At 41.9% G+C, this 25,067-nt stretch carries 23 protein-coding genes and 1 tRNA gene; 6 read left to right on the plus strand and 18 right to left on the minus strand.

Going from position 1 to position 25,067, the window contains the following annotated elements:
• Positions 1 to 37: 37 nt before the first annotated feature.
• Together rpoD and OFY17_RS01475 are read left to right on the plus strand one after the other, a co-directional pair.
• Complete coding sequence (rpoD, locus tag OFY17_RS01470; protein ID WP_263528916.1) at positions 38 to 1,867, plus strand: RNA polymerase sigma factor RpoD; 1,830 nt, start codon at positions 38 to 40, stop codon at positions 1,865 to 1,867.
• 308 nt (positions 1,868 to 2,175) lie between these two features.
• A complete protein-coding gene (locus OFY17_RS01475; RefSeq protein ID WP_263528917.1) occupies positions 2,176 to 3,573 on the plus strand; it encodes a PhoH family protein in 1,398 nt (465 codons plus the stop codon).
• 69 nt (positions 3,574 to 3,642) lie between these two features.
• On the opposite strand, the gene OFY17_RS01480 is transcribed toward OFY17_RS01475, so the two are convergent.
• The 4 genes from OFY17_RS01480 to OFY17_RS01495 form a co-directional block, all read right to left on the minus strand.
• Complete coding sequence (locus OFY17_RS01480; protein ID WP_263528918.1) at positions 3,643 to 4,269, minus strand: bifunctional 4-hydroxy-2-oxoglutarate aldolase/2-dehydro-3-deoxy-phosphogluconate aldolase; 627 nt, start codon at positions 4,267 to 4,269, stop codon at positions 3,643 to 3,645.
• Between the two features lie 20 nt (positions 4,270 to 4,289).
• The gene (zwf, locus tag OFY17_RS01485; protein ID WP_263528919.1) at positions 4,290 to 5,765 is read right to left on the minus strand and encodes a glucose-6-phosphate dehydrogenase; all 1,476 of its coding nucleotides are present in this window, start codon (positions 5,763 to 5,765) and stop codon (positions 4,290 to 4,292) included.
• A gap of 18 nt (positions 5,766 to 5,783) precedes the next feature.
• Positions 5,784 to 6,755: a glucokinase gene (glk, locus tag OFY17_RS01490; RefSeq protein WP_263528920.1), complete on the minus strand. Its 972-nt coding sequence runs from the start codon at positions 6,753 to 6,755 to the stop codon at positions 5,784 to 5,786.
• A gap of 102 nt (positions 6,756 to 6,857) precedes the next feature.
• A complete protein-coding gene (locus OFY17_RS01495; protein ID WP_263528921.1) occupies positions 6,858 to 7,922 on the minus strand; it encodes a GGDEF domain-containing protein in 1,065 nt (354 codons plus the stop codon).
• Between the two features lie 312 nt (positions 7,923 to 8,234).
• On the opposite strand from OFY17_RS01495, the gene OFY17_RS01500 reads away from it, so the two are divergent.
• A complete protein-coding gene (locus OFY17_RS01500; RefSeq protein WP_263528922.1) occupies positions 8,235 to 8,558 on the plus strand; it encodes a hypothetical protein in 324 nt (107 codons plus the stop codon).
• 4 nt (positions 8,559 to 8,562) lie between these two features.
• Here the strand turns inward: OFY17_RS01500 and OFY17_RS01505 are convergent, their stop codons facing one another.
• Positions 8,563 to 9,597, minus strand: coding sequence for a DUF3080 domain-containing protein (locus OFY17_RS01505; protein WP_263528923.1), 1,035 nt, complete (start codon positions 9,595 to 9,597; stop codon positions 8,563 to 8,565).
• Here OFY17_RS01505 and OFY17_RS01510 point away from each other — a divergent pair.
• The gene (locus OFY17_RS01510; protein WP_263528924.1) at positions 9,596 to 10,000 is read left to right on the plus strand and encodes an acyl-CoA thioesterase; all 405 of its coding nucleotides are present in this window, start codon (positions 9,596 to 9,598) and stop codon (positions 9,998 to 10,000) included. The two genes, OFY17_RS01505 and OFY17_RS01510, sit on opposite strands and share 2 nt — an antisense overlap.
• Before the next feature lie 69 nt (positions 10,001 to 10,069).
• Here OFY17_RS01510 and OFY17_RS01515 read toward each other — a convergent pair whose 3' ends face one another.
• The 8 genes from OFY17_RS01515 to rimP all read right to left on the minus strand — a co-directional run bounded on the left by OFY17_RS01515 (position 10,070) and on the right by rimP (position 19,295).
• Positions 10,070 to 10,654, minus strand: coding sequence for an LPP20 family lipoprotein (locus OFY17_RS01515; RefSeq protein WP_263528925.1), 585 nt, complete (start codon positions 10,652 to 10,654; stop codon positions 10,070 to 10,072).
• Positions 10,655 to 10,783: 129 nt separating this feature from the next.
• On the minus strand, positions 10,784 to 12,892 hold the full coding sequence (pnp, locus tag OFY17_RS01520; protein ID WP_263528926.1) for a polyribonucleotide nucleotidyltransferase: 2,109 nt from the start codon (positions 12,890 to 12,892) through the stop codon (positions 10,784 to 10,786).
• Positions 12,893 to 13,071: 179 nt separating this feature from the next.
• Entirely contained in the window at positions 13,072 to 13,341 is a 270-nt protein-coding gene (gene rpsO / locus OFY17_RS01525) for a 30S ribosomal protein S15 (protein WP_263528927.1), read from the minus strand.
• Between the two features lie 86 nt (positions 13,342 to 13,427).
• Complete coding sequence (gene truB / locus OFY17_RS01530; protein WP_263528928.1) at positions 13,428 to 14,366, minus strand: tRNA pseudouridine(55) synthase TruB; 939 nt, start codon at positions 14,364 to 14,366, stop codon at positions 13,428 to 13,430.
• 9 nt (positions 14,367 to 14,375) lie between these two features.
• A complete protein-coding gene (gene rbfA, locus OFY17_RS01535) occupies positions 14,376 to 14,765 on the minus strand; it encodes a 30S ribosome-binding factor RbfA (protein ID WP_263528929.1) in 390 nt (129 codons plus the stop codon).
• A gap of 12 nt (positions 14,766 to 14,777) precedes the next feature.
• The gene (infB, locus tag OFY17_RS01540; RefSeq protein ID WP_263528930.1) at positions 14,778 to 17,285 is read right to left on the minus strand and encodes a translation initiation factor IF-2; all 2,508 of its coding nucleotides are present in this window, start codon (positions 17,283 to 17,285) and stop codon (positions 14,778 to 14,780) included.
• A gap of 26 nt (positions 17,286 to 17,311) precedes the next feature.
• On the minus strand, positions 17,312 to 18,805 hold the full coding sequence (gene nusA / locus OFY17_RS01545; RefSeq protein WP_263528931.1) for a transcription termination factor NusA: 1,494 nt from the start codon (positions 18,803 to 18,805) through the stop codon (positions 17,312 to 17,314).
• A gap of 28 nt (positions 18,806 to 18,833) precedes the next feature.
• The gene (gene rimP, locus OFY17_RS01550) at positions 18,834 to 19,295 is read right to left on the minus strand and encodes a ribosome maturation factor RimP (protein WP_263528932.1); all 462 of its coding nucleotides are present in this window, start codon (positions 19,293 to 19,295) and stop codon (positions 18,834 to 18,836) included.
• A gap of 505 nt (positions 19,296 to 19,800) precedes the next feature.
• Here rimP and OFY17_RS01555 point away from each other — a divergent pair.
• Together OFY17_RS01555 and OFY17_RS01560 are read left to right on the plus strand one after the other, a co-directional pair.
• The gene (locus OFY17_RS01555) at positions 19,801 to 20,538 is read left to right on the plus strand and encodes an alpha/beta fold hydrolase (protein WP_318013643.1); all 738 of its coding nucleotides are present in this window, start codon (positions 19,801 to 19,803) and stop codon (positions 20,536 to 20,538) included.
• Positions 20,535 to 21,446 carry a GGDEF domain-containing protein gene (locus OFY17_RS01560; protein ID WP_263528933.1) on the plus strand — a complete coding sequence of 304 codons (912 nt, stop codon included), beginning with the start codon at positions 20,535 to 20,537 and terminating at the stop codon, positions 21,444 to 21,446. The genes OFY17_RS01555 and OFY17_RS01560 overlap by 4 nt, the downstream gene beginning before the upstream one ends.
• 113 nt (positions 21,447 to 21,559) lie before the next feature.
• On the opposite strand, the gene OFY17_RS01565 is transcribed toward OFY17_RS01560, so the two are convergent.
• The 5 genes from OFY17_RS01565 to folP all read right to left on the minus strand — a co-directional run bounded on the left by OFY17_RS01565 (position 21,560) and on the right by folP (position 25,066).
• A tRNA-Leu gene (locus OFY17_RS01565) sits at positions 21,560 to 21,645 on the minus strand.
• Positions 21,646 to 21,700: 55 nt separating this feature from the next.
• Entirely contained in the window at positions 21,701 to 22,051 is a 351-nt protein-coding gene (gene secG / locus OFY17_RS01570; protein WP_263528934.1) for a preprotein translocase subunit SecG, read from the minus strand.
• A gap of 3 nt (positions 22,052 to 22,054) precedes the next feature.
• Positions 22,055 to 22,804 (minus strand): triose-phosphate isomerase, encoded by a 750-nt coding sequence (tpiA, locus tag OFY17_RS01575; protein ID WP_263528935.1) that lies wholly within the window; start codon positions 22,802 to 22,804, stop codon positions 22,055 to 22,057.
• Positions 22,805 to 22,886: 82 nt separating this feature from the next.
• A complete protein-coding gene (glmM, locus tag OFY17_RS01580) occupies positions 22,887 to 24,233 on the minus strand; it encodes a phosphoglucosamine mutase (protein ID WP_263528936.1) in 1,347 nt (448 codons plus the stop codon).
• Positions 24,233 to 25,066 (minus strand): dihydropteroate synthase, encoded by an 834-nt coding sequence (gene folP, locus OFY17_RS01585; protein ID WP_263528937.1) that lies wholly within the window; start codon positions 25,064 to 25,066, stop codon positions 24,233 to 24,235. The genes glmM and folP overlap by 1 nt, the downstream gene beginning before the upstream one ends.
• Position 25,067: the final 1 nt, after the last annotated feature.

Genomic DNA, 25,067 nt, shown 5'->3' on the forward strand with positions numbered 1-25,067 from the left:
TAAACATCCAAAACATATTCTAACGGTAGGTTGTCGAATGCCAGACACTCAACAGTCACGTCTCAAAGAGCTGATCACTAAAGGTAAAGAACAAGGTTACCTAACTTTTGCTGAAGTTAATGACCACCTCCCAGATGACCTTTCTGACCCGGAGCAAGTTGAAGAAATTATTTCCATGATCAATGACATGGGGATACCTGTTTCTGAAATGGCTCCTGATAAAGATAACCTTCTCATGGAAGAAGGTGATGCCACAGACGAAGCCGCAGCAGAAGAAGCTGCAGCAGCATTAGCAGCCGTTGAAGGCGACATCACACGAACAACAGATCCAGTACGCATGTATATGCGTGAAATGGGTACCGTTGAACTACTAACTCGTGCAGGTGAAATCGCCATAGCTAAACGTATCGAAGAAGGTACTCGTGAAGTTATGGCTGCAATCTCATATTTCCCAGGCGCTGTTGATGTACTACTTGATACTTACGCTAAAGTACAAGAAGAAGAAGGCCGCTTAAGTGATATCTTTAGTGGCTTTATCGACGGCGATGGTGAAGAGCCAGTCTTTGAAGAAGTTGTCGAAGAAGTTGTTGAAGAAGAAACAACGGATGATGAAGACGACGATGATTCTGATGAAGAGGAAGAAGAAACCGATAACGGTCCTGATCCTGAAGAGACAGCGCGACGCTTTGGTGAAATTGCCCGCCTTCATGAAGAAGTTAAAGAACTTCTGAAAAACAAAGGTCGTCAAGATCCTGAAGTGAAGAGCAAGCAAGAAGAGCTAAGCATTAGTTTCGCACCAATCAAGTTAGTGCCTAAAATCTTTGATGATTTAATTGATCGCGTTCGTTCTAGAATGGTCAAAGTTCGTGCTCAAGAACGCTTGATCATGCAAGTTTGTGTTCATAAATCTGGTATGCCAAGAACTGAGTTTCTAAAGCGCTTCCCAAGCAATGAAACAAACACAGCTTGGTTGAAAGAGCAAATCGCCTTAGATGCAAACTACTCTGCTGCACTTGAAGAACACGAAGCTGAATTTGCTCGTAGCCAGCGTAAATTACGCGCAATCACTAAAGAAACCGATTTGACCATTGCGGAACTAAAAGAGATAAACCGTCGTATTTCGATTGGTGAAACTCGTGCACGCCGTGCGAAAAAAGAAATGGTTGAAGCCAACCTTCGTTTGGTAATCTCTATTGCGAAGAAATACACAAACCGTGGCCTACAGTTCTTGGACTTAATCCAAGAAGGTAATATCGGCCTGATGAAAGCGGTTGATAAGTTCGAATACCGTAGGGGTTACAAGTTCTCTACTTATGCGACTTGGTGGATTCGTCAGGCAATTACACGTTCAATTGCTGACCAAGCTAGAACGATTCGTATTCCAGTACACATGATTGAAACGATTAATAAACTGAATCGTATCTCTCGTCAGATGTTACAGGAAATGGGTCGAGAAGCGACACCAGAAGAGCTCGCTGTTCGAATGGACATGCCTGAAGATAAAATCCGTAAGGTATTGAAAATTGCGAAAGAGCCTATTTCGATGGAAACTCCTATCGGTGATGATGAAGATTCACACCTAGGCGACTTTATTGAAGACGATGCTGCAGAGTCACCAATTGACATAGCAACAATCGAAGGCCTACGTGAGTCTACGACAACGGTACTTTCAGGCTTAACCGCCCGTGAAGCGAAAGTTCTACGTATGCGTTTCGGTATTGATATGAATACTGACCACACTCTTGAAGAGGTTGGTAAGCAATTTGATGTAACACGTGAACGTATTCGTCAAATCGAAGCTAAAGCGTTGCGTAAGCTTCGTCACCCAAGCCGCTCAGAGCATCTAAGAAGCTTCTTAGATGAGTAAAAGCACTTAGCTTTCTAAAAAACCGCTGCCAAAACAGCGGTTTTTTTATGCCTAAATAAAAAATAAATGAAGATTCGGCCACCAAACTGTCATACACTCTAGATAGAGTATGGATAAGACAGTGAGGTATTACTTGCCCAAAAACCATAACTTTTCAATCTACCCCTTCTCATTTCGATGCAAGCCATTGAAGGCAAAGCACACCCAGAACATTTATATCTCAAACAAAGATTCACTTAGATACAGTCAACTTGTTTCATTCGTTCATTATTTTCAAAAAATCGTACCCCTAATAGGAGCTATGTTCTATGGAAAAAATATACGTCCTTGATACTAATGTTTTACTTCATGACCCTTTAGCCATATACGCTTTTGCGGAACACAAAGTCGTCATACCAATGACAGTACTGGAAGAATTAGACGTCATTAAAGATAGACGTGATAAAGATGTCAGCCGCGAAGCTCGGGTTGCTATCAACACCATAGATAAGATCGTTGGCAATGCCTCACCCAAAGCACTCCAAGCTGGAGTACCCATAAGAACCCACGAGGAAGGCAGTGACAGCTCTCAAAATGAAGGTAATTTGGCGATTTATCCTGATCAACAAATTACTATGACGGATAATGTACCCTTCTTAAACGGCAGCCATGACCATGCCAACGATAACCGCATTATTAATGTTGGCCTTAGCCTACAGGCCACGCACCCAAGGTCCACCGTCTGTTTAGTCACTAAAGACATCAATATGCGTATCAAAGCAAAGGGTTCTGGTCTAGAGCGTGTTGAAGACTATCGCAAGGATAAGGTGCTAGATGACCTAGATCTGATGAGCAAAGGCTATATGCAGTTTGAAGGTAGCTTTTGGTCAAGAATAGATAGCGTAAAGACAGAAGCCCATGGAAGACACACCATTCATGTCATTCAAAAAAGCGCTCTACCTAACATCTACTTAAATATGTTTATTATTGATGAGGAAGATTTTGTCGGCTTTGTTGTTAATTTAGACGAAGAGTTCATCTACCTACTGGATGTTAATAAACAACATCTAATGAATCAAAATTTCTGGGGTATTCACCCCCGTAACTTAGAACAAGCCATGGCCTTCTACTTATTACGCCATGAAAACTCTGACCTCATGGTAATGACAGGGCCAGCAGGCTCAGGTAAAACATTATTGGCTTTAGCTTACGCATTACAAGTTACTATGGAAGAAAAGCGCTTTAATAAAATCATTGTCGCTCGCTCTACGCCGCCAATCGCAGAAGATATTGGTTTTTTACCCGGTACAGAAGAAGAGAAAATGGCGCCTTGGCTGGCCGCTTTTGATGATAACCTTGAAATATTGCATGGAGCAGACGAACACTCATTCAGCAGCATTGATTATGTGAAGCAAAAAGCTAACATCCAGTTTAAGTCGCTTAACTTCATGCGAGGAAGGTCTTTTAACAACGCTTTAATCATTGTCGACGAAGCCCAAGGCCTCACTCAGTTCCAATTAAAATCCATTGTCACACGTGTTGGTAGTAATTCAAAAATCATCGTCTTAGGTAACCTTGCCCAAATTGATAACAAGTACATTACCCCTCTCACCTCTGGTTTGACCTACTTAGTAGAGAAATCCAAAGCCTTTAAGTACTCAAGCATTATGCATGTCAACGGTATAGAACGTAGTCGACTTGCTGAATTTGCAGAAGAAAATTTATAACCTTATTAAGGGTGAAGACAAAAAAGGGGAAAGGTTTACACCTTTCCCCTTTTTTAAGAACAGAGCAAATTACTGAGAAACAGATTTCGCTAACTCTGTAATCTCGTCCCACTTTCCAGCACGAACAAGATCGGTTGGTACGATCCAAGAACCGCCAACACAAAGAACATTTGGTAAAGCTAGGTACTCACGGAAATTATTTGCGCCAATACCGCCTGTTGGGCAGAATTTAATTTGCGACAATGGGCCACCAAACGCTTTTAGCGCTTTTACACCACCGTTAACTTCAGCAGGGAAAAATTTGAAGCGGTCATAACCGTATTCCATACCCAATAAGATATCAGAAATAGTCGCAACAGCAGGCAAGTAAGGAACATCATACTCTTTACCAACAGCCAATAGATCCGCTGTCATTCCAGGACTGATAATGAATTGTGAGCCTGCTTCGATAGCTTGTACATATTGCTCACGAGAGCATACAGTACCCGCACCAACAATTGCTTCAGGTACTTCTTTACGAAGTGCGGTAATAGCTTCTAAAGCAGCAGGTGTACGAAGTGTTACTTCTAAAACAGGTACACCACCAGCAACAAGCGCTTTGCCAAGTGCAACAGCCTGCTCTGTGTCATCAACAACAATAACAGGAACTACAGGTGTCGCCGTCATTACCTGCTCTGCAGTATAAGAGGTACTCATTCTTTTATCCTTTTATTTATTTAGTAGTCGTGCCAATTACGGCCATCTTTAATAGGCAATGCCATAGACGCCGCAGGACCCCAAGAGCCAGAAGCATATTCCTTCGGTCTCTCGCTGGTTTGGCTCCAAGCTGACATTATACCATCAACCCACTTCCAAGCGGCCTCAACTTCGTCATATCGCATAAATAAAGTTGCATCATTGCGCATAACATCTAGTAATAAGCGCTCATAAGCTTCTGGGCTACGCTTGTCATTAAATGCTTCTGTTAAACTCAGGTTCAAATCAACAGGCTGAAGATTCATACCTTCGCTCGCACCAGGAACTTTATTCATAACTGTCAGAGAGATTTTCTCTTCTGGCTGTAAACGAATAACCAACTGGTTTCTTTGCAATTGGCGGTTACTCTCATCACTAAAGATACTATGTGGTACCGCTTTATATTGGATAACGATTTCAGAATATCGCTGACCTAAACGCTTACCTGTTCTTAAGTAGAACGGCACGCCAGCCCAACGCCAGTTATCAATGTCTGCTCGAAGCGCAACAAAGGTTTCAGTGCGGGATTCAGGGTTACTACCTTCTTCGTCAAAGTAGCCTTGTACATCTTTGTCGTTCACACGGCCTTTAGCGTATTGGCCACGCACTGTTTTCGTATAAGCATTCGCACCACTAATAGGTCGCAATGCTTTTAATACTTTAATCTTCTCATCTCGTACTGAGTCGGCATCCATACGACCCGGTGGTTCCATAGCCACTAGACATAATAGCTGGATAAGATGGTTTTGAACCATATCCCTCATGGCACCCGCTTTATCGTAATAACCCCAACGACCTTCAACACCAACCGTTTCTGCAACAGTAATCTGTACATTATCTATATGTGCGCTATCCCATAGAGGTTCAAACAGAGTATTGCCAAAACGAATAGCTAAGAGGTTTTGAACCGTTTCTTTACCTAAGTAATGGTCTATACGGAATGCTTGCTGCTCTTTGAAGTTTTTCATTACTTCATCATTAATTGCTCGAGAAGAAATCAAATCTCTCCCCAGAGGCTTTTCTAGAACAACACGCATTCTATCGGCGTTTAAACCATGACTTGCTAGAGAAGAACAAATTGAACCAAACAAGTCAGGTGAAGTTGCCAAGTAAAAAACCACATCTCGGTCATCACCGCCCACTTGATGATCATTTAAACGGGCAAAGTCAGACTCTTGACCAGCATCAACCGATACATAGCTAAGACGCTCTTTAAAACGAGGCCAAGTTTTCTCATCACCAATACTAGATGGTACAAACTCATCTAACGCAGTTCGTACTTTCTGCTGGTAATCTTGCGCACTAAGCTCTCGTCTAGACACACCAGTAATTCGAGTTGTTGGGGCAAGAAGCCCATCCATATCCAAATGGTACAAAGCAGGAAGCAGCTTGCGCATTGCAAGGTCTCCACCACCACCAAAGATTACAACATCACAGGCTTTTAAACTGGCCTTCATTTTTACTCTCCAACTAAACTAGGTATTCGAGACAAGATAAGACGCATAACAAGCGCACCCTATCAGCCCAGGGTATTCTGACATAACAACAAAAGTAGGAATGGGTGAAACAAGCCCCTTCATAGGACCTTTGTCTTGCATAGCGTCACGGAAATCACTTTTTCGAATTTCCTCAATATAACGTGGAACAATCCCACCTGTGATGTATACACCACCGCGAGATTCCACAGACAGTACAAGATCACCAACAACGCGACCTAAAAACACAAAGAACTGATTTAATGCTGCAACAGCGATAGGGTCACCTGAAGAAACGGCCTTTCCTATTTGTGGTGCAGTAATGCGCTTTTCAACGCCTTCTCGTAAGGCAAGGGCCTCATACAAATTCTCAAGGCCTCTTCCGGAAAGCACATGCTCTGCCGATACCCTTTGATACTTCTTACGCAAAAACTTAACAATATCATCTTCGAGATCATTACAAGGGGACAAATCAACATGCCCACCTTCACCAGGTAAAATGATATTAGCCCCCTCTTTTTGAGGAACAACACATGACACACCTAACCCCGTTCCTGGCCCTATTACCCAACGAGGAGCATTAAGGTCTAATTTAGAACTATCACCAACCGCAGCAAGCTCACTCTTAGGCAAGGCATCCAACGAATGACCAAGGGCATCATAGTCATTAATTAAAGCAATTTTTTTCTCTTTACCGAAGAAGTTTTCCACATCTTCATGGGTAAACTGCCAATTATTATTGGTAAAACGTATTACGGGCTGATTCACAGGCCCTGCTATCGCAAAAACAACGGCCGATACCTGCTCAAAATCCACACTACTCTGATTCAAATATTCAGTAACGGCAGAAAATAAGTCAAGGTAGTCCTTACAAGGGTAAACCTTTACTTCAAAAAGATCGTTTTTATGAATTGGAGCTAAAGCAAAACGTGCATTTGTACCACCAAGATCGGCAATTAAAGCATAGGACATACAGGAACCTTAATAATGATTAATGAAACTTTACAACAAAATGCCTCTAAAAACACTTAATAAACGAACCATAAACGCCAAAAATGTAATTTTATTACATGATCAGCGTAATTTATTCAAAAATTTAAACACTTTTGTAGGTACAGAACGTCGCCGACTATTTTTATAATCGTACAGCCGCTCATCTGCAATTTTCAATAAATGCTTATAGTTATTAGGCTTATCTGACAACATGCTTGCACTACCATAACTAATCGTAATTGGTACTAGGTTAGATTTATACCTCAGTGGATTAGCTTGTAAATACTCTTGTGTCTTTTCCGCAATCAAAGCCGCTGTATCCGATGACTTCCCTGGAACAACAAAAACGAACTCATCTCCAGCAAAGCGAAACACCAAGCCCTGCTTATTGACTGACCTCAATAAACGCCTAGCAATATATTCTAGAACCTCATCTCCACAATTGTGCCCCAAGGTATCGTTGATTGCCTTAAAAGCATCACAGTCGATAAAAACAACCGTTAAATCACGTCCCTGCTTTTTAGATCGTATAAATTCACGCTCTAGCATCAGTTCAAGTTGGCGACGATTCAACAGCCCTGTCAACGAATCACGCGTAGCTAAGTATTCAAGTTTTTCTCGTGCCGTGACATTACTAAGGCAAATAGAAATTTTTATGGCTAACTGATCAAGCAAAAAAGTGTCTTTTGTCGTAGCGTCATAACGACTGCTATCTGAATCAGCCTGACAGAATAAGCCTACTAATTCTCCATCTATGGTTAGGGGTGAAATAGCAACAGAAGAAACAATGTGACGGTAGGTTTCAGGAATAATGGATAAGCACTGGGGCATATCGGAGTTTATCAATATTGTTTTGTTACTCGACTTTATTATATCTACCATTGAACGGCGAGGAGTAAACAATACTCGATCACGTAAATCAGGCAGTTTTTCTAAGCTTTCAACTAGATGAGAGAGCGGCGCCTCTGGGATTAGATTAATCCATACATAAGGAACACAGAATTGCTTTTGAACTTCTTTAGTCAAAGTTGAAACAAATTGATCACAACGCCCAATAGAAAGAATACAGCGCTCTATTTCAAAAAACTTGCGTGCAATTTCTTCGTTGTGCCTAACATTGTCTATCAATTCATTGATGTCATGCATTCATATGCCTTACCGCACAATTATCCAGAGTTTAACGAATCATCTCAGGCGTTTGCCATATATGAAAGTGGTAGTCCACCTTCTCTCAATACAATATTACGACGCTTATCCAATTAGAACCATACAATGGCAAAGATATCTCAGTTTAGCAGACAAAAAATAACAATAAATCATCTGATTAGCCCACTAAAGCCCCATATGCAGTTTAATTCTAATTGTTTATACATTTCACCGATTACCTAATGCTTTTTAATTAAGAAAATACAATCGCAGCCGATATCAATATCGAAAGCAATGGCACTCAGGTAAAAGATGAACATTAGACAAATTGTTGAAACACAAGTCACCCAAAGCGCCAAAACCAGCCCAGTCATGTCTGGTAATGCCAATTTCGCTTTGATGATGAGTCTTTTTAGCCAGCCTGGCCCCTCGATCGTCAACAATCAAGATACCTTAAACAAGCATGAGCCCCATGCCATCACTCGTCCTATTCAACTGTCCCAAGGTCTATCAGGGGATCCCATCGCAAATATTGCTCTTATTAAAGCACTGAGTAATGAACCTTTAGCGACAGGGCAAGCGTATCAACACGATATAATTGATACTGTTGAACAACAAATACACTATAGCGCTTAGATAGTTAACCTTTAGTATTGGAAGCAATTCTGACCGAACAGGTTTCAAACACTCGAGTCCAAGCTCTAGCGTGTTTCTGAGAGGCAAGCTGATACTGTCGCCAAATACCTACTTCAGAGTTCATAAGAAATATTTCTAAATATTCACGAAAGCTGTTACTAAAATTACCCATTTCAATTAATTCATTAAGACGAGGCAATACTCCATAAGCACTTGTATGAATACGCCCCATATAAGGCTGAATGACTTCGACATAATGTTGCTTAAATTGCTGACGTAAATAATTCAGAGGCGTGCCACACACCTCAGTATCCGTCGCATCGAGAGCATTAGATACCTGATTCAGATACTGAGTAATCCTTACCAAACTATAAAGTAGTCGGCCTGCGTATTCACTATCCATCAAGGTCTTCAGATCATTTTCAAAAGTATTACCATTGATATTAGGAGCGCTCTGCAACACCTTCCCCAAACCTATAAATCGATCCAGCGCAGCTAATAACTCCAGATCGCTTCCAGAGCTATAATTCATAGGTAAAAAACCATTGGAAAGACTAAAGAATGCCTCTCCTTCAGCGCTATCAAACAAGGCATTAGCAAACGCAATAGGCAGTTCTTGACGTTTTTGATTTACAACAGTATCTAATTTTCTAGACAAATCTGCGTCTTTTATTTCGCAAGATTCAATCGCTTTAATAATATCCAACTCATATAAAAAACGCTGGCTATTGGGCATCACCTTACCGAGAATACTATTCTTTTGACCAACCACATGACCCACATCACATTGCTGTAGAGATAAAAAGTCCAACAGGCCAATATCAAATTGAGATAGATTGTTTTGGCGATACCTTTTCGAAGGCAAGCCATTAGGTAGAGAAACTTCTGGTACAGAAATAGAAATGTATTTAGAACGATCTAAATCGGTAACATATTGAGCTAAAACATCTTCAGTCTTAAAACGGGAGTCACATCCTGTTACGACAAACAGTATAATAAGCCATAATGCATTCATCGAAATAAAAGGTTGTATCAACATGAATAAGCTACTCATTCAAAAGCGTGAAGACATCTCCGAAACACGTGTCGCAAAGATGGTTTTTCCTGCAACAACAAACCACTACGACACCCTATTTGGAGGAATAGCTCTGCAATGGATGGATGAAGTGGCTTATATCTCAGCCACCCGCTTTTCAAGAAAGCCCATGGTAACCATCTCTACAGAACAGGTCGATTTCAAACATCCCATTCCTTCAGGAATATTAATAGAGCTTGTTGCACGGGTTGTAAAAGTAGGTCGCACTTCTTTAAAGGTCGAGGTATCAATCTTTCTTGAGGAATTAGACAGCGATAAAACGACCAAAGCGATCACAGGTCATTTTAATTTTGTCGCAGTGGATGAAAATAAAAAGCCTACACCCATCTTTGAAGAAGAGATATAAAACTAACTCTCATCATAAAAACAGGCGGTGAAAATTAAATGCTTTATTCACCACCTGTTTAGCGAAATATTAATAACGTTTCGCTATTTCTTCTGCTAACTCATCAAAGCTTTTTTCTGCTTCTAGTTTTTGAAACAGTGCCGCTTCATTTCTCATGGAAGTACGTAAGATGCTCTCAGCAACACCTTCAGCTTGTGAAGGGTCTAAACCAACTAAGACGACTAAACCACCAGATGGGGTTGGCATTTGACGAATGACTTGTGAGCCAATTAATTGCTGCTCCGTTACTTGTTTTGTCACAACAGAATTAACACGATCCACCGTTTCCGCATCACCCGCACCAGTTGTTTCGACGTATTGCTTCACCATATTTTGCAGATCAACACTCAGTACTTGTGCTAGCTCAACCCTTGCTGCTGTCGCCGCCATTTGCTTCATGTAATTTGGTCCAGCGGCAGACTTCTCGCTATAACCCACAGCAGACAAGGCTACACCTTCAACTGGCGCACCACATACCCAATTTGGTGCTGCTTGGTTAGAGCCATCAGCGAAGACACAATCTGGAACCGCGACAGTTGGTGATTTCTCAGCATCTTTACTACAAGCTACCAAAGCGACACTTAACGCTAATAGACTTAAAATTTTCAACTTCATTCTATTTCCCTTTATTTATAATTAAGCCAACCGTTTCAGTTAAACAGCAATAGAAACAGTGTAGTCATTTTACAGGCAATAAAAAAGGGCGCTATTCAATAGCGCCCTTTTAATCAACCCAATGGAAGATTATTCAGAAAAGTTTGCTTTATCTTCTTCTGTCACATCTTTCATAGAAAGTTTGATACGACCACGTGCATCAACATCTAGTACTTTAACGATAACTTCTTGACCTTCTGATAAGAAGTCAGTCACTGCACGAATACGCTCTTCAGCAATTTGTGAAATGTGAACTAAACCGTCTTTACCTGGCAAGATGTTCACGAATGCACCGAATTCAGCTAAACGAACAACAGTACCTTTGTACAATTTGTCCACTTCTGCTTCAGCCGTGATTTCATGGATTTTCAACAATGCTGCATCTGATGCTGCTTTATCAGCGGCATAAATACGTACTGTACCATCATCATCAAGGTCGATAGAGGCACCTGTTTCTTCTGTGATAGAGCGGATTGTTGCACCGCCTTTACCGATGACATCACGGATTTTTTCAGGATCAATTTTGATTGTCGCCATTGAAGGAGCGTTTGGAGACACTTCTGGACGAGCGTAACCAATTGTTTTCGCCATTTCACGAAGGATATGAGTACGAGCTTCAAGCGCTTGGCTTAGAGCGATATCCATAATTTCTTCGTTGATACCTTCAATTTTGATGTCCATTTGCAGTGCAGTAATACCTTCTTCAGTACCTGCTACTTTAAAGTCCATATCACCTAGGTGATCTTCGTCACCCAAGATATCAGTCAAGACAGCAAAGCCGTCGTCTTCTTTGATAAGACCCATTGCAATACCTGCAACTGGCGCTTTTAGAGGAACACCTGCGTCCATCATAGAAAGAGATGCACCACATACAGAAGCCATTGAGCTTGAACCGTTTGATTCTGTAATTTCAGATACGATACGGATTGTGTATGGGAACTCATCTTCAGTAGGAAGAACAGCTTGTACACCACGACGAGCTAGACGACCATGACCAATTTCACGACGACCAACACCACCCATACGGCCACATTCACCCACAGAGTATGGAGGGAAGTTGTAGTGCAACATGAAGCTGTCTTTGCTTTCGCCAGCTAAGCCATCAGACATTTGTGCGTCACGGCTTGTACCAAGAGTACAAGTTGCAATCGCTTGAGTTTCACCACGTGTAAACAAAGAAGAGCCGTGAGTCTTGCTCAACATACCTACTTCAACATTAATTGGGCGAACTGTCTTGTTGTCACGACCATCAATACGAGGCTGACCATCAATAACACGGCGACGAACAGTACGTTTCTCAAGTTTAGAGAAAGCACCTGTTACGTCTGCTTCAGTAACTTCACCCTCTTCAGAAACAAGAGCAGCAACCGCAGCTTCACGAACTTCGCCTAATTTAGCGTAGCGCGCCATTTTTTCACTGATGCCGTAAGCTTCTTCGATTTGTGCTGCATAACCTGTTTCTAGGGCTTCAGCCAAAGTAGCATTTGCTGGCTCTGCTTCCCATTCCCAACGAGGTTTGCCTGCTTCTGCTGCGAACTCTGCAATAGCAGAAATAGCAGATTGCATTTCTTTATGAGCATAAAGAACCGCACCTAGCATTTCATCTTCAGTCAATTCTTGTGCTTCAGATTCCACCATAAGTACGGCATCTTTTGTACCCGCTACTACCATGTCTAGTAGAGAGCCTTCTAATGCAGAATAGCTTGGGTTAAGAACATAACCAGACTCGTCGTTAAAACCAACGCGAGCAGCACCAATTGGGCCATTGAATGGAATGCCAGAAATAGTCAATGCAGCAGATGTTGCTAACATTGCAGCAATATCTGCATCTAAATCAGTGTTTGTTGACATAACAGTACAAACAACCTGAACTTCGTTCATGAAACCTTTAGGAAACAATGGACGAATAGGACGGTCAATCAAACGAGATGTTAGTGTTTCTTTTTCAGAAGGACGACCTTCACGCTTTAAGAAACCACCAGGAATTTTACCAACGGCATAAGCACGCTCTTGGTAATGAACAGACAATGGGAAGAAGTCTTGACCTGGTTTAGCTGACTTAGCACCAACAACAGTAGCAAGTACTTGTGCATCGCCAATAGTACATAGAACAGCACCGGTTGCTTGACGAGCAATACGACCTGTTTCTAGAGTTACGGTATCGTTACCGAACTGGAAAGTTTTTGTAGTAATACTCACACGTATTCCTTTTCTTTTTAAAAATGTCTTTTCTCCCAAAGACCTCTTTTAAAGCCAGTACTCATATAAATTCTCAATAACCTTTTAAGGAAAAGTAAAAAACTTATATGAAGTACAGGCTGTCCCTTGGGAGTCCAATAAAAAAAGGGCCATAATATTTTATGGCCCTTTCTTAAGTCTTAGCGACGTAGACCTAGTTTTTTAGTCAAACTAGTGTAACGAGCTGCATCTTTACGCTTCAAGTAATCCAACAATTTACGACGTTGGTTTACCATGCGGATTAGACCGCGACGTGAGTGATGGTCGTGAATGTGAGCTTTAAAGTGATCTTGTAGACCAACGATGTTCTTAGTCAACAAAGCGACTTGAACTTCAGGAGAACCTGTATCACCTTCAGCTACTTGAAATTCTTTAACCAACGCTGCTTTTTCTTCTGCAGACAATGCCATAATCTATATCTCCAAATTAATATGCTATTTAAGAATAAAGGATAGCCGAGCATATTTTCAGTTACCCTAAGTGAGCTATTCTAACACTAAAAATTAGTTAACTCACTGGTATTTACCAGCCTATGGGGCTTAATTACACTACCTTTTAGCACTCCTAAGCCTAAAAAACGCTGAGTCGCTTGATCATACATTCTAAATAGCACACCTTCATCAGTAGGTACTGAAAGATCCGCATGAGAAACGGTACGACCAAACAGCATTTCTCTCGTATGCTGAGATGACAATTCTACCCTATCCAAATGTTCAACGGCAGTATCCATCGTCATTAATTTGGTGTCTAGAATCTCCTCACCCTGCTCTGCTAACGCTTCAAATTCTTCTAACGTCAACATACCCTCAGGAGAATAACCTGCTGTCGAAATTCGATGTAAAGAGTGCAAATGCGCACCGCAGCCAAGCGCTTCACCTATGTCTTCACCAATGGTGCGAATATAAGTGCCTTTGCTACATTGAATATCTAACGTCAGAGTATTCGCTGTTCTAGAAACAAGAGTGATATTAGAAATCGTCACCTGACGGCGCTTTCTTTCGATCACTATGCCTTTTCGAGCGTATTCATAAAGGGGTTTACCTTCATGCTTTAACGCTGAATACATAGGGGGAATTTGCTCGATATCGCCGCGAAAGCGGTTCAAGACAGACTCTAACTCTTCTTCTGTTAAATCAGGAACAACTTCTTCAGTCAAAATATCGCCTTCACGGTCTCCCGTTGTGGTTCTTTGACCTAATCTAATGCAAGTGAGATAACGCTTATCAGCGTCTAAAAGGAATTGAGAAAACTTAGTGGCTTCCCCCAAACATAAAGGCAACATTCCTGTTGCCAGTGGGTCAAGAGCCCCTGTATGTCCAGCTTTCGCCGCCCTATAAAGACGACGAACTCGCTGTAATGCTTGGTTCGAGCTTAAACCGATAGGCTTGTTCAGTAAGACAATACCATCTAACGAGCGCCATTTTGTTTTAGACATACGAAGTACTTACTCGTCTTGATTACCGTTTTTCAACTCATCATCACGTATTGCATCGTCGATGATTGAAGACATTCTTGAACCATTGACCACACTCTGATCATAATGGAAACGCAAATGCGGCATCACTCTGAGTTGTACTTCTTTCGCTAAGCGGCGACGTAAAAAACCTTTTGCACTATCAAGCGCAGCTTGGTTTTCTGCCAGCACTTCTGGCTGATCGTCTTTGCCAAGCACAGTGTAATACACATCTGCATAGCCTAAATCTTTTGCTACACGCACTTCGTTGATAGTAACCAACCCTAAGCGGGGGTCTTTTACTTCAAACTGGATAATAGAAGCCAGCTCCTTTTGGAGCTGGTCACCAATCCGACTTGTGCGACTAAATTCGCCTGCCATGATCTTGTCCTATTAAAGTGTACGCGCAACTTCGACGGTTTCGAAAACCTCGATCTTGTCGCCGACTTTGACATCGTTGTAGTTTTTCACACCGATACCACACTCAACGCCACGACCAACTTCGTTAACAGCATCTTTAAAGCGACGAAGTGATTCAAGCTCACCTTCATAAATAACAACGTCGTCACGTAGTACGCGAATCTGCTTGTTACGGTAAACAGTACCTTCAATAACCATACAGCCGGCAATCAGACCGAACTTAGGCGAATTAAAGACATCACGTACTTCTGCAGTACCTTTAATCTCTTCACGTAAGTCAGGAGACAACATACCTGAAAGCGCTTGTTTAACATCATCAATAATGTTGTAGATTACGCTGTAGTAGCGAAGGTCAACACTTTCACGCTCAATAAACTGCTTAGCAGAACTATCAGCACGAACGTTGAAACCAAAGATAACCGCATCAGAAGCAAGTGCTAGAGTCGCATCTGTTTCAGTAATACCACCTACACCGCTCGATACAACATTCACTTGTACTTCGTCTGTGTTTAGGTCTGTCAATGATTTGATCAGAGCCTCAAGAGAACCACGAACATCGGCTTTTAGAACAACGTTAAGGGTACGAATTTCGTCTTTGCCCATTTCAGAGAACAAGTTCTCCAACTTAGCAGAATGCTGACGAGCAAAACGTACTTCACGGTATTTACCTTGACGGAAGTTAGCTACTTCACGAGCTTTACGCTCATCGGCAACAACGATGAATTCTTCCCCTGCATCAGGAGTGCCGTCCAAGCCTAAAATTTCAACTGGGATAGATGGACCCGCACCTGGAATCGGCTTACCGTTTTCATCAAGCAAGGCACGCACACGACCCATTTGTAGGCCTGCAAGTACTACGTCACCTTTTCTCAAAGTACCGTTTTGAACCAACAAGGTTGCTACAGAACCACGACCGCGATCCAAACGAGCTTCTACTACCACACCTTTCGCAGGTGCACTTGGAACGGCTTTCAATTCAAGCACTTCAGACTGAAGAAGAACCGCTTCTAGAAGCTCGTCGATACCTTCACCTGTTTTAGCAGAAACACCAACGAACTGAACGTCGCCGCCCCACTCTTCAGGGATAACTTCTTGAGCAGCCAAAGCGTTTTGAACACGCTCAATATCAGCGCCTTCTTTATCTATTTTAGTGATAGCAACAACTAAAGGCACATCACCAGCACGAGCATGCTGAATCGCTTCAATTGTCTGAGGCATAACACCATCATCTGCAGCACAAACCAAGATAACAATATCCGTTGCCTTAGCACCACGAGCACGCATTGCGGTAAATGCCGCGTGTCCAGGTGTATCTAGGAAGCTGACCATACCTTGTGGTGTTTCTACATGGTAAGCACCGATGTGCTGTGTAATACCACCAGATTCACCTGCCGCTACTCGTGTTGTACGAATGTAGTCAAGCAAAGACGTTTTACCGTGGTCAACGTGACCCATTACTGTTACTACTGGTGCACGCTTAGTCGCTTCACCTTCGTAATCAATGGCTTCCATCATGTCGTTTTCTACCGCATTTTCGTCGATATACTTAACAGTGTGACCCATTTCTTCAACAACAAGTGTCGCAGTATCACGGTCGATTGTTTGGTTAATAGTCGCCATGGCGCCCATTTTAAACATCACCTTAATTACTTCTGCGCCTTTCACTGTCATTTTCTCAGCAAGGTCTGCAACAGTAATACTTTCAGGCAAAGCCACTTCGTGAACAATTTTCGCTGTTGGCTTTTGGAAACCATGCTCTTGTTTCACTTGAGACTTTTTATTCTTACGACCTAATTTACGGCGACCATATTCTTCTTCGCCATTTAGGTTAACGCGAGAATTACGCTTATTATCTGTATTACGACCACCGCGAGGCTTGTCTTTCTCATTATCAGAACGACCAGAGCCTTTTTTACCTTTTGGCGCAGCAGCTGGTTTTTTACTTTCAAGCTCTTTACGCTTAGCTTCTTTAGCAGCGGCTGCATCTTTCTTAGCAGAAGCGTCTGACTTAGGTGTAGCAGCTACTTCAGCTTTCGCTTTTTCTTCTGCTTCAGCCTTAGCTTTTGCTTCTTCAGCTGCTTTACGAGCTGCTTCTACTTTCGCTTTTTCTTCTGCTTCAACGCGAGCTTTCTCTTCCGCTGCACGTTGAGCTTTTAACTCTTCCTGCTTCTGAGCATCTGTTTCGCTGTCATCACGCTTAACGTAAGTACGCTTCTTCTTCACAGCTACGTTAACCGCTTTGCCGCCATCTGCACGAGACAGGGTACTTGTGGTTTTTCTTTGTAGCGTGATGCGCTGATCCTTCTTATCACCTTCACCATGTTGGCTTTTTAGGTAATTAAGCAAGGTTTGTTTTTCTACTTCAGAGACTTCTTGGTTTGCACTCGTTTGAGGTAAACCAGCATCTTTCATCTGAGTTAGTAGCTTATCGACTGGTGTTTTTACCAGCTCGGATAGTATCTTTACGGTTTGAACTGTCATTAAGTTCCCCCTTATGTACTCAGATTTTATTCAGATTTAGCAAACCAAGGTGCACGAGCAGTCAAAATCAGGCTCGCAGCACGCTCTTCAGTCATGCCTTCAACTTCAAGCAACTCGTCAACAGACTGTTCAGCCAGATCTTCCATAGTGATAACACCTATAGTAGAGGCCAGAACCAATGCAAGGTGATTATCCATACCTTCCATTTCCAATAAGTCTGCTGCAGGTTTTGCATCATCTAATTGTTCTTCTGCTTGAAGCGCTTTATTGAGTAAAGCTTCTTTTGCACGTGAACGTAATTCGTTCACTAAATCTTCATCAAATCCATCAATTTCTAACATTTCTTCCATTGGAATATAGGCAACTTCTTCTAATGAAGTGAAGCCTTCCTCAACCATTTGCATGGCTAAGTCATCATCTATGTCTAAACCAGAAACAAAGATGTCGATCAATTTCTGAGACTCTTCTCTTTGCTTAGCTTCAGCGTCTTCGCTGGTCATCACATTCAAAGTCCAACCTGTCAAAGCAGAAGCCAAACGAACGTTTTGTCCATTACGACCAATTGCTTGCGCTAGGTTGTCACTTTTCACAGCAACGTCCATTGAGTGGGCATCTTCATCAATAACAATAGAGTCTACTTCTGCTGGCGCCATGGCATTGATAACAAGCTGTGCTGGGTTGTCATCCCAAAGCACAATATCAACTCGCTCACCGCTCAATTCATTCGAAACCGCTTGAACACGAGCACCGCGCATGCCGACACAAGCACCGATTGGATCGATACGACGGTCATTAGTTTTAACGGCAATTTTTGCACGTAAACCTGGATCACGAGAAGCGCTACGAATCTCAAGCATTTCTTCGGCGATTTCTGGCACTTCAAGACGGAAAAGCTCAATCATGAACTCAGGAGCCGTACGAGAAAGAACCAATTGCGCTCCGCGGCTATCATCACGAATTTCTAGCAACAATGCGCGAATACGATCATTCATGCGGAAGCTTTCACGGGCAATTAACTGATCTTTTGGCAGTGATGCTTCTGCGTTCTCACCAAGGTCAACAATCAAACTATCTCGTGTTACTTTCTTAACTTGACCATGAACTAACTTGCCAACTTTTTGCGCATAAAGAGCGACCATTTTAGCGCGTTCAGCTTCACGAACTTTTTGTACGATAACTTGCTTAGCAGCTTGGGCAGCGATACGGCCAAAAGTTTCAGACTCAACTTCTTCCTCGTATACTTCACCAATACCTACGCCTAAGTTTTGCTCTTCTGAATCATCAATTGTTAACTCTGCCGCAGGATCAGAATAATCTTCATCTGCTACAATATTCCATTGACGGTACGTCTTGTAGTCACCTGTACGCTGGTCAATAGAGACTCGAATCAACGCATTGTCTTCAAAACGACGCTTGGCAGCACTTGCTAAAGCAATTTCAACGGCTTCGAAAATAACTTGCTTCGAAACATCTTTTTCATTGGAAACGGCTTCTACTACCAAAAGAATTTCTTTGCTCATCCTTTTAGCCTCTCTTCAAGGTTAATAATTAAAATTGTGGTACAACGTTGGCCTTTTCAATTAACTCAATAGGCAACAAGTATTCTTCTTGATCGACACGAATAACAATATCTTCGTTCTCAATCCCCATTAATTGTCCTTTGAATTTACGACGTCCATCAAACGGAACTCGTAAGCGCAATGAAACAACTGCATTTATATAAGCTTGGTACTGGTCTAAATTAAATAATGGTCGATCCATACCAGGAGAGGATACTTCTAAGTTGTATTCTCCCGTAATTGGGTCTTCGACATCTAAAATTGAGCTCACTTGACGACTAACACGTGCACAATCTTCGACGTCTATCCCTTTTTCTTCATCCGTATCAATAAAGATACGCAACACAGAATCCTTACCTTGAGATAAGTATTCCATGCCCCAGAATGTAAACCCTAAACCCTCAACAACAGGGCGGATATATTCTTCTAAAATCGTATATTTTGCTGACAATCGTTTACTCCGAAAATCATTTTATAAAACACAGAAACAAAAAACGGGCTCAAGGCCCATCGTTTATATACAGTGCAGATAACAAAAAACCCCATATAGGGGCTCTTAACGGCACTCATACAAAAAGCAAAACATTACTAAACAAGTCTCTTTGTACGTTTTCGCGCCATTGTACACAAAATAACACTACTATTCAATGATGTCAGGCACGAGGAATATGAACAATGATATATTAGTAACATCAAAAATAATGCTACATATAGATAAAAAGCGAACACTAATAACGAAGAAGAAACCGTCTAAAACATCCAGTTTGACTCAATTGTGGATAAAGCTATCTTTTGTTTGTGCTTAACAATAGAATTTAAGACTATAGCTATCGTATAATTTTTACCCATCATATGAATAGACTCTTGCGGCATCAACTTTAGGAGACCAAGACATACCTTTCAATGTAAAAGCGCGAAACAATGTCAAAGTTATAGGCGATGGCAAAATAACTCTTATGTTGGCACATGGTTTTGGTTGTGACCAAAATATGTGGCGCTTCATGCTTCCCTCCTTAACATCTGATTATAAGGTTGTATTGTTTGACTATGTTGGATGCGGTCAATCTGATACTTCGGCGTTCGATAGAAAACGTTACCAGACTCTTGATGGCTACGCCCAAGACGTTCTTGATATTTGCGGAGAGCTAAAGCTCCAAAACATTGTATTTGTTGGGCATTCAGTAAGCAGCATTATTGGAATGCACGCTGCACTTAAATCTCCAGAGATATTTTCAAAAATAGTAATGGTCTCCCCTTCACCTTGTTTTTTAAACCTTCCTCCAGATTACTTTGGCGGTTTTGAAAAAGACGACTTAGAAGAGCTGCTCAATCTTATGGATAAAAACTATATCGGCTGGGCCAACTATTTAGCTCCTTTAGTCATGGGACAAAACAACAATCCAGAACTAATCAGAGAGCTAGATGACAGCTTTTGCTCCACCGACCCTAATTACGCTAAGCCATTTGCTAAGGCCACCTTCTTTTCTGATGATAGAGCCGCTTTAAGTAAATTGGACACACCGACTATGATACTGCAGAGCAGTGACGACAACTTAGCATCAATTGAAATTGGCGAGTACATGAATAAGCAAATACCCAACTCGACTTTAGAAGTCATTAAAGCCCAAGGACACTGTTTACATATGACAGAACCTAACACTGTATTTCAAGCGATTAAGAACTTTATAGAATGAAAACACCTACCCTAGAATGCTTCCCATGCATCTTGGTAGTAACGGATATACACACCAATAAACTTGAATATTGTAATCAATACGGAACAGAATTGTTGAACTTAGATTCAGACAAGCTTATGACATATGGCTTGTTTGACATTATTTCTAAGGCTAGTTCGATATTCTTTGAAAGCTATATTCGACCAACCATTGTAAGCACAGGTTCGTGCCAAGAAGTACAAATATCTCTAACACCCAATACCAATGAAAAGGTTGCCTCTGTAGCTAATGCAAAACTCGCCGATTCGAAAATCTACTGGTCTATCTACGTAGCTGTGGCACGAGACAAATTATATCAAGAACTTCTCTCCGCCAGAGAGCACTTAGAAGCAAAAACAGAAGAACTAACCTTACTCACTAGGGTGGACCCTTTAACAAGCCTACTAAATCGTAGAGCCGCAATTGATGACTTCAACCAAAAAACCAACGAGCTAGACATCAATTTCACACCGACTTCAATCCTTTTAATTGATATTGACTGGTTCAAAAAAATAAACGATATCTACGGGCACGATAGAGGAGATGAGGTTTTAATCACCCTATCTCAAACCCTAAAACGATCAACTAACGCTAGTGATATTGTGGCTCGTTGGGGAGGGGAAGAATTCCTAGTCATTCTGAATAATTCAAACACCAAAGATACACAAGTGTTCTGTCAAAAATTACACATAGAGGCCAGTAGCATCACGCTCTCAGGCAGCGAGAACCTATCAATTAGTATTGGGGGAAGCAACTTAGAAGAAAATAATTTAACCAAGCCTGACATTATGGAAAAGTACATAAAGCAAGCTGACATAGCATTATATGAGGCAAAGGCTAAAGGACGAAGCAGAACTGAGTTTTTTGATCATCTACACTTAACATAGATCTAATTCAACTCATCAAATTCAACCAGAAAGAAATAGACACTTATCAAAGCCATAAAAAAAGCTTCAACACAAAACTGTATTGAAGCTCTTTTTTAATTGTCACCAAATTATGGTGCGGATGGGGGGAATCGAACCCCCACGAGCATTGCTCACCACCCCCTCAAGATGGCGCGTCTACCAATTCCGCCACATCCGCAAATCTTTTACTGTACTCAACACACTCAAATAGAAAAATTGAGTGTCAATCCAACCTACTCTGTAACTGGAATGTCTGAGTTAGCTGGTGCATCACCAAGTTCTGGCAAGCTAACTGCATCTTCAACTTGAGGAATTGAAGGAACAGCGTCTAAAGCGCCAGAAATACCTTTTGCTTGCTCGCTTGCGTAAAACGCCAAACCAAAGCTAGTCAAAAAGAAAATCAATGCAAAAAGTGCCGTAAGCTTACCAAAGAAGCTACCACCACCTTGACTACCAAAAACTGTTTGTGAGGCACCGCCACCAAATGAGGCACCAGCGTCTGCACCTTTGCCTTGCTGCAATAAAACCAAAGCAATAATTGCCACTGCTGCAAGTACATGCAAAACCAAAATAAGTGCTTCCATTAATTAACCTGCCGCTTTTACTATCTCTATAAATTCTTTTGCATCAAGTGATGCACCACCTACCAGAGCACCATCTACATCAGGCATTTTGAATAACGCCGAGCTCGTTGATGCTTTAACACTACCGCCATACAAAATTTGTACTTTTTCAGCAACAGACTTTGATGACTCAGCCAAAAAGGCTCTTATTAAACTGTGCACTTCCTGCGCTTGCTCTGCACTTGCTGATAAGCCAGTGCCAATAGCCCAAACAGGCTCATAAGCAATTACTAAACTGTCAAATTTATCGATACCTACCGTATCTATAACCGCTTGAATTTGGCGCTTACAAACTTCTAAAGTTTGCTCAGACTCGCGCTCTTCTAGAGTCTCACCAATACAAAGCATCGGGGCAAAACCTGCATTCAACGCAATGGCAACTTTTTTCGCTACTAGAGAATCTGTTTCACCGAATAAGGAGCGCCTTTCTGAGTGCCCAAGCAATATATACTTGACACCAAAATCGTCCAACATAGATGCTGATACTTCTCCAGTAAAAGCCCCTTTCAATTCATCGCTCACATTTTGAGCCGCCAATACAAGCTGGCTTTTTGAAGCAAGTTGTTCGACTTGAGAAAGGTACGGAAAAGAAGGAGCAACAACTACTTCTGAGGCTTGACTTTCAATCTCTAGCAAGCCATTAACCAGTGAATCAACTGACTCTTTCGAGCCATTCATTTTCCAATTACCAGCTACTATTTTTCTGCGAATCATATTGCCATCCTAATTCGAGGCGCCCATTTTAGGGAAAGCCCAACATGGTTTCAAGTATTAATTCTATACAAGCATCTTTATTTTATTCAGCCTGCTTAGACGCTACAACCTTTTCAACTTCTTTCACAAGATAATCAACCAATTCATCCACGGTTTCGTCATCACGCCCTTCAACCATTACCCTAATAAGGGGCTCAGTTCCGGATGCTCGCAATAAAACTCGACCCAAACCATTTAAACGCTCATTAGCGTTGGCAATTGCTTTTTGTAGAGCAGGCTCTTCATTAGGCACAAAGCGCTTAGCAACACGTATGTTTTTAAGCTTTTGAGGGAACTTAACTAAACCTACAAGAAGCTCCTCTAGAGGTTTATCCTCTTCCACCATAGCGCGAAGAACTTGAAGAGCAGCGATGATACCATCTCCAGTCGTCGTGATTGAGCGGCAGACTATATGCCCAGAAGGCTCACCGCCCAGACTCCAACCATGCTGCATCAACTTCTCATTAACATAGCGATCACCCACTGCTGCGCGACTAAAGCTAATGCCTGTTTCAGAAAAAGCTAACTCAAGACCAAAGTTACTCATGAGCGTCCCAACAACACCGCCACTGAAACGTCCTGTTTTCATCAAGTGATTAGCAATAATATAAAGAATATCGTCACCATCACGCACCACACCCTTGGCATCGACCAAAATAAGTCGATCGCCATCTCCATCTAAAGCAATACCAAGGTCTGCTTTTTCAGCCAAAACATTCTTTCTTAATAACTCAGGCTTTGTAGCACCGCTAAACTCATTGATATTCAGGCCATCAGGGTTAGCTCCTATAGCAATTACATCCGCGCCGAGCTCAGAGAAGACTCGAGGCGCCACGTGATAAGTCGCCCCATCAGCACAATCAACAACGATTTTTAAACCACTTAATTGCAAGCCAATTGGAAAGGTGCCCTTACAATATTCAATGTAACGCCCAGCCGCATCATCAATACGTCTTGCTTTACCCAACAGACTTGATTCAACCACGTCCATTGGCTGCTCAAGGTAGTACTCAATTCTTTCTTCCATCTCATCAGAAATTTTCCCACCCTCTGCAGAAAAAAACTTAATGCCGTTATCTGAATAAGGGTTATGGGACGCACTAATAACAACACCAGCACTGGCACGAAAAGTACGAGTCAAATACGCAATGGCAGGAGTTGGCATAGGACCCACTAAGCGCACGTCCGCACCAGCAGCAACGATACCTGACTCAAGAGCCGACTCGAACATATAACCTGAGATACGCGTATCTTTACCGATAAGAATTTTTTTATCTTTTTCTTTAAATACCTGCCCAGCAGCCCAACCTAGCTTGAGCATAAACTCAGGCGTAATCGGAGATGTACCAACCTTGCCGCGAATACCATCTGTACCAAAATATTTACGCATTAAATTTCTCTCTCAATACGAGACATTAACGCCAACATTTCCACATGCGGCTTAACATCATGAACTCTAAATAAACGGGAACCACTTTTATAAGCAGAAGCGTTTGCCCCCATGGTTCCAAATAAACGATCACTCACTGGCAAATTAAGCACATCACCAATCATAGTTTTACGCGATACACCTGTCAGCAGATGAAACCCTAGCTCTTTGAAGCGCCCCATTTGATTGATCAAGGTGAGATTATGCTCTAAGGACTTACCAAACCCTATACCCACATCAAGAAGTAAACGAGACTTAGCAATACCAAGCTTTTCACAGACAGCCACTCTAGATAGAAGATAACCAGACACGTCATCCACAACAGACTGATAACTAGGACTATTCTGCATACTTTCAGGGTTTCCCTGCATATGCATTAAACAAATAGGCAACTCAGTTTCTGAAGCTGCTAGAAGCGCACCTTCACGCTCCAATGCACGAACATCATTGATCAATCCAGCACCTAAAGCAGCCGCACCTCGGATTACCTCTGCCGTACTTGTATCGACCGACACAATAGTATCAAAACGCTTTTTGATTGCCTCTATAACAGGTAAGACACGATCCAGCTCTTGCTGAGTAGAAACCGGTGATGCACCAGGCCTTGTGGACTCACCGCCAACATCAATCAAGCTAGCGCCTTCTTGCAACATTTTTTCCGTTTGCTGCAATGCATTATCTAAGGAATTAAAGGAGCCCCCGTCAGAAAACGAATCGGGTGTAACATTTAAGATCCCCATAACATGAGGAAGGGACAAGTCTAACGACTTGTCCCCAAAAGGCATTACTGACATG

Origin of the sequence: Marinomonas sargassi (assembly GCF_025716875.1) — a bacterium.
GTDB classification, from domain to species: Bacteria; Pseudomonadota; Gammaproteobacteria; order Pseudomonadales; family Marinomonadaceae; genus Marinomonas; species Marinomonas sargassi.

Coding starts and splice junctions, on each gene's coding strand:
- rbfA (WP_263528929.1), bottom strand. CDS start 14,765: ATGGCAGGCGAATTTAGTCGCACAAGTCGGATTGGTGACCAGCTCCAA.
- rpsO (WP_263528927.1), bottom strand. CDS start 13,341: ATGGCATTGTCTGCAGAAGAAAAAGCAGCGTTGGTTAAAGAATTTCAA.
- folP (WP_263528937.1), bottom strand. CDS start 25,066: ATGTCAGTAATGCCTTTTGGGGACAAGTCGTTAGACTTGTCCCTTCCT.
- OFY17_RS01495 (WP_263528921.1), bottom strand. CDS start 7,922: ATGCATGACATCAATGAATTGATAGACAATGTTAGGCACAACGAAGAA.
- OFY17_RS01505 (WP_263528923.1), bottom strand. CDS start 9,597: ATGTTGATACAACCTTTTATTTCGATGAATGCATTATGGCTTATTATA.
- OFY17_RS01560 (WP_263528933.1), top strand. CDS start 20,535: ATGAAAACACCTACCCTAGAATGCTTCCCATGCATCTTGGTAGTAACG.
- truB (WP_263528928.1), bottom strand. CDS start 14,366: ATGTCTAAAACAAAATGGCGCTCGTTAGATGGTATTGTCTTACTGAAC.
- OFY17_RS01555 (WP_318013643.1), top strand. CDS start 19,801: ATGTTGGCACATGGTTTTGGTTGTGACCAAAATATGTGGCGCTTCATG.
- OFY17_RS01480 (WP_263528918.1), bottom strand. CDS start 4,269: ATGAGTACCTCTTATACTGCAGAGCAGGTAATGACGGCGACACCTGTA.
- glmM (WP_263528936.1), bottom strand. CDS start 24,233: ATGCGTAAATATTTTGGTACAGATGGTATTCGCGGCAAGGTTGGTACA.
- OFY17_RS01500 (WP_263528922.1), top strand. CDS start 8,235: ATGAACATTAGACAAATTGTTGAAACACAAGTCACCCAAAGCGCCAAA.
- zwf (WP_263528919.1), bottom strand. CDS start 5,765: ATGAAGGCCAGTTTAAAAGCCTGTGATGTTGTAATCTTTGGTGGTGGT.
- glk (WP_263528920.1), bottom strand. CDS start 6,755: ATGTCCTATGCTTTAATTGCCGATCTTGGTGGTACAAATGCACGTTTT.
- OFY17_RS01475 (WP_263528917.1), top strand. CDS start 2,176: ATGGAAAAAATATACGTCCTTGATACTAATGTTTTACTTCATGACCCT.
- rpoD (WP_263528916.1), top strand. CDS start 38: ATGCCAGACACTCAACAGTCACGTCTCAAAGAGCTGATCACTAAAGGT.
- OFY17_RS01510 (WP_263528924.1), top strand. CDS start 9,596: ATGAATAAGCTACTCATTCAAAAGCGTGAAGACATCTCCGAAACACGT.
- tpiA (WP_263528935.1), bottom strand. CDS start 22,804: ATGATTCGCAGAAAAATAGTAGCTGGTAATTGGAAAATGAATGGCTCG.
- nusA (WP_263528931.1), bottom strand. CDS start 18,805: ATGAGCAAAGAAATTCTTTTGGTAGTAGAAGCCGTTTCCAATGAAAAA.
- OFY17_RS01515 (WP_263528925.1), bottom strand. CDS start 10,654: ATGAAGTTGAAAATTTTAAGTCTATTAGCGTTAAGTGTCGCTTTGGTA.
- secG (WP_263528934.1), bottom strand. CDS start 22,051: ATGGAAGCACTTATTTTGGTTTTGCATGTACTTGCAGCAGTGGCAATT.
- infB (WP_263528930.1), bottom strand. CDS start 17,285: ATGACAGTTCAAACCGTAAAGATACTATCCGAGCTGGTAAAAACACCA.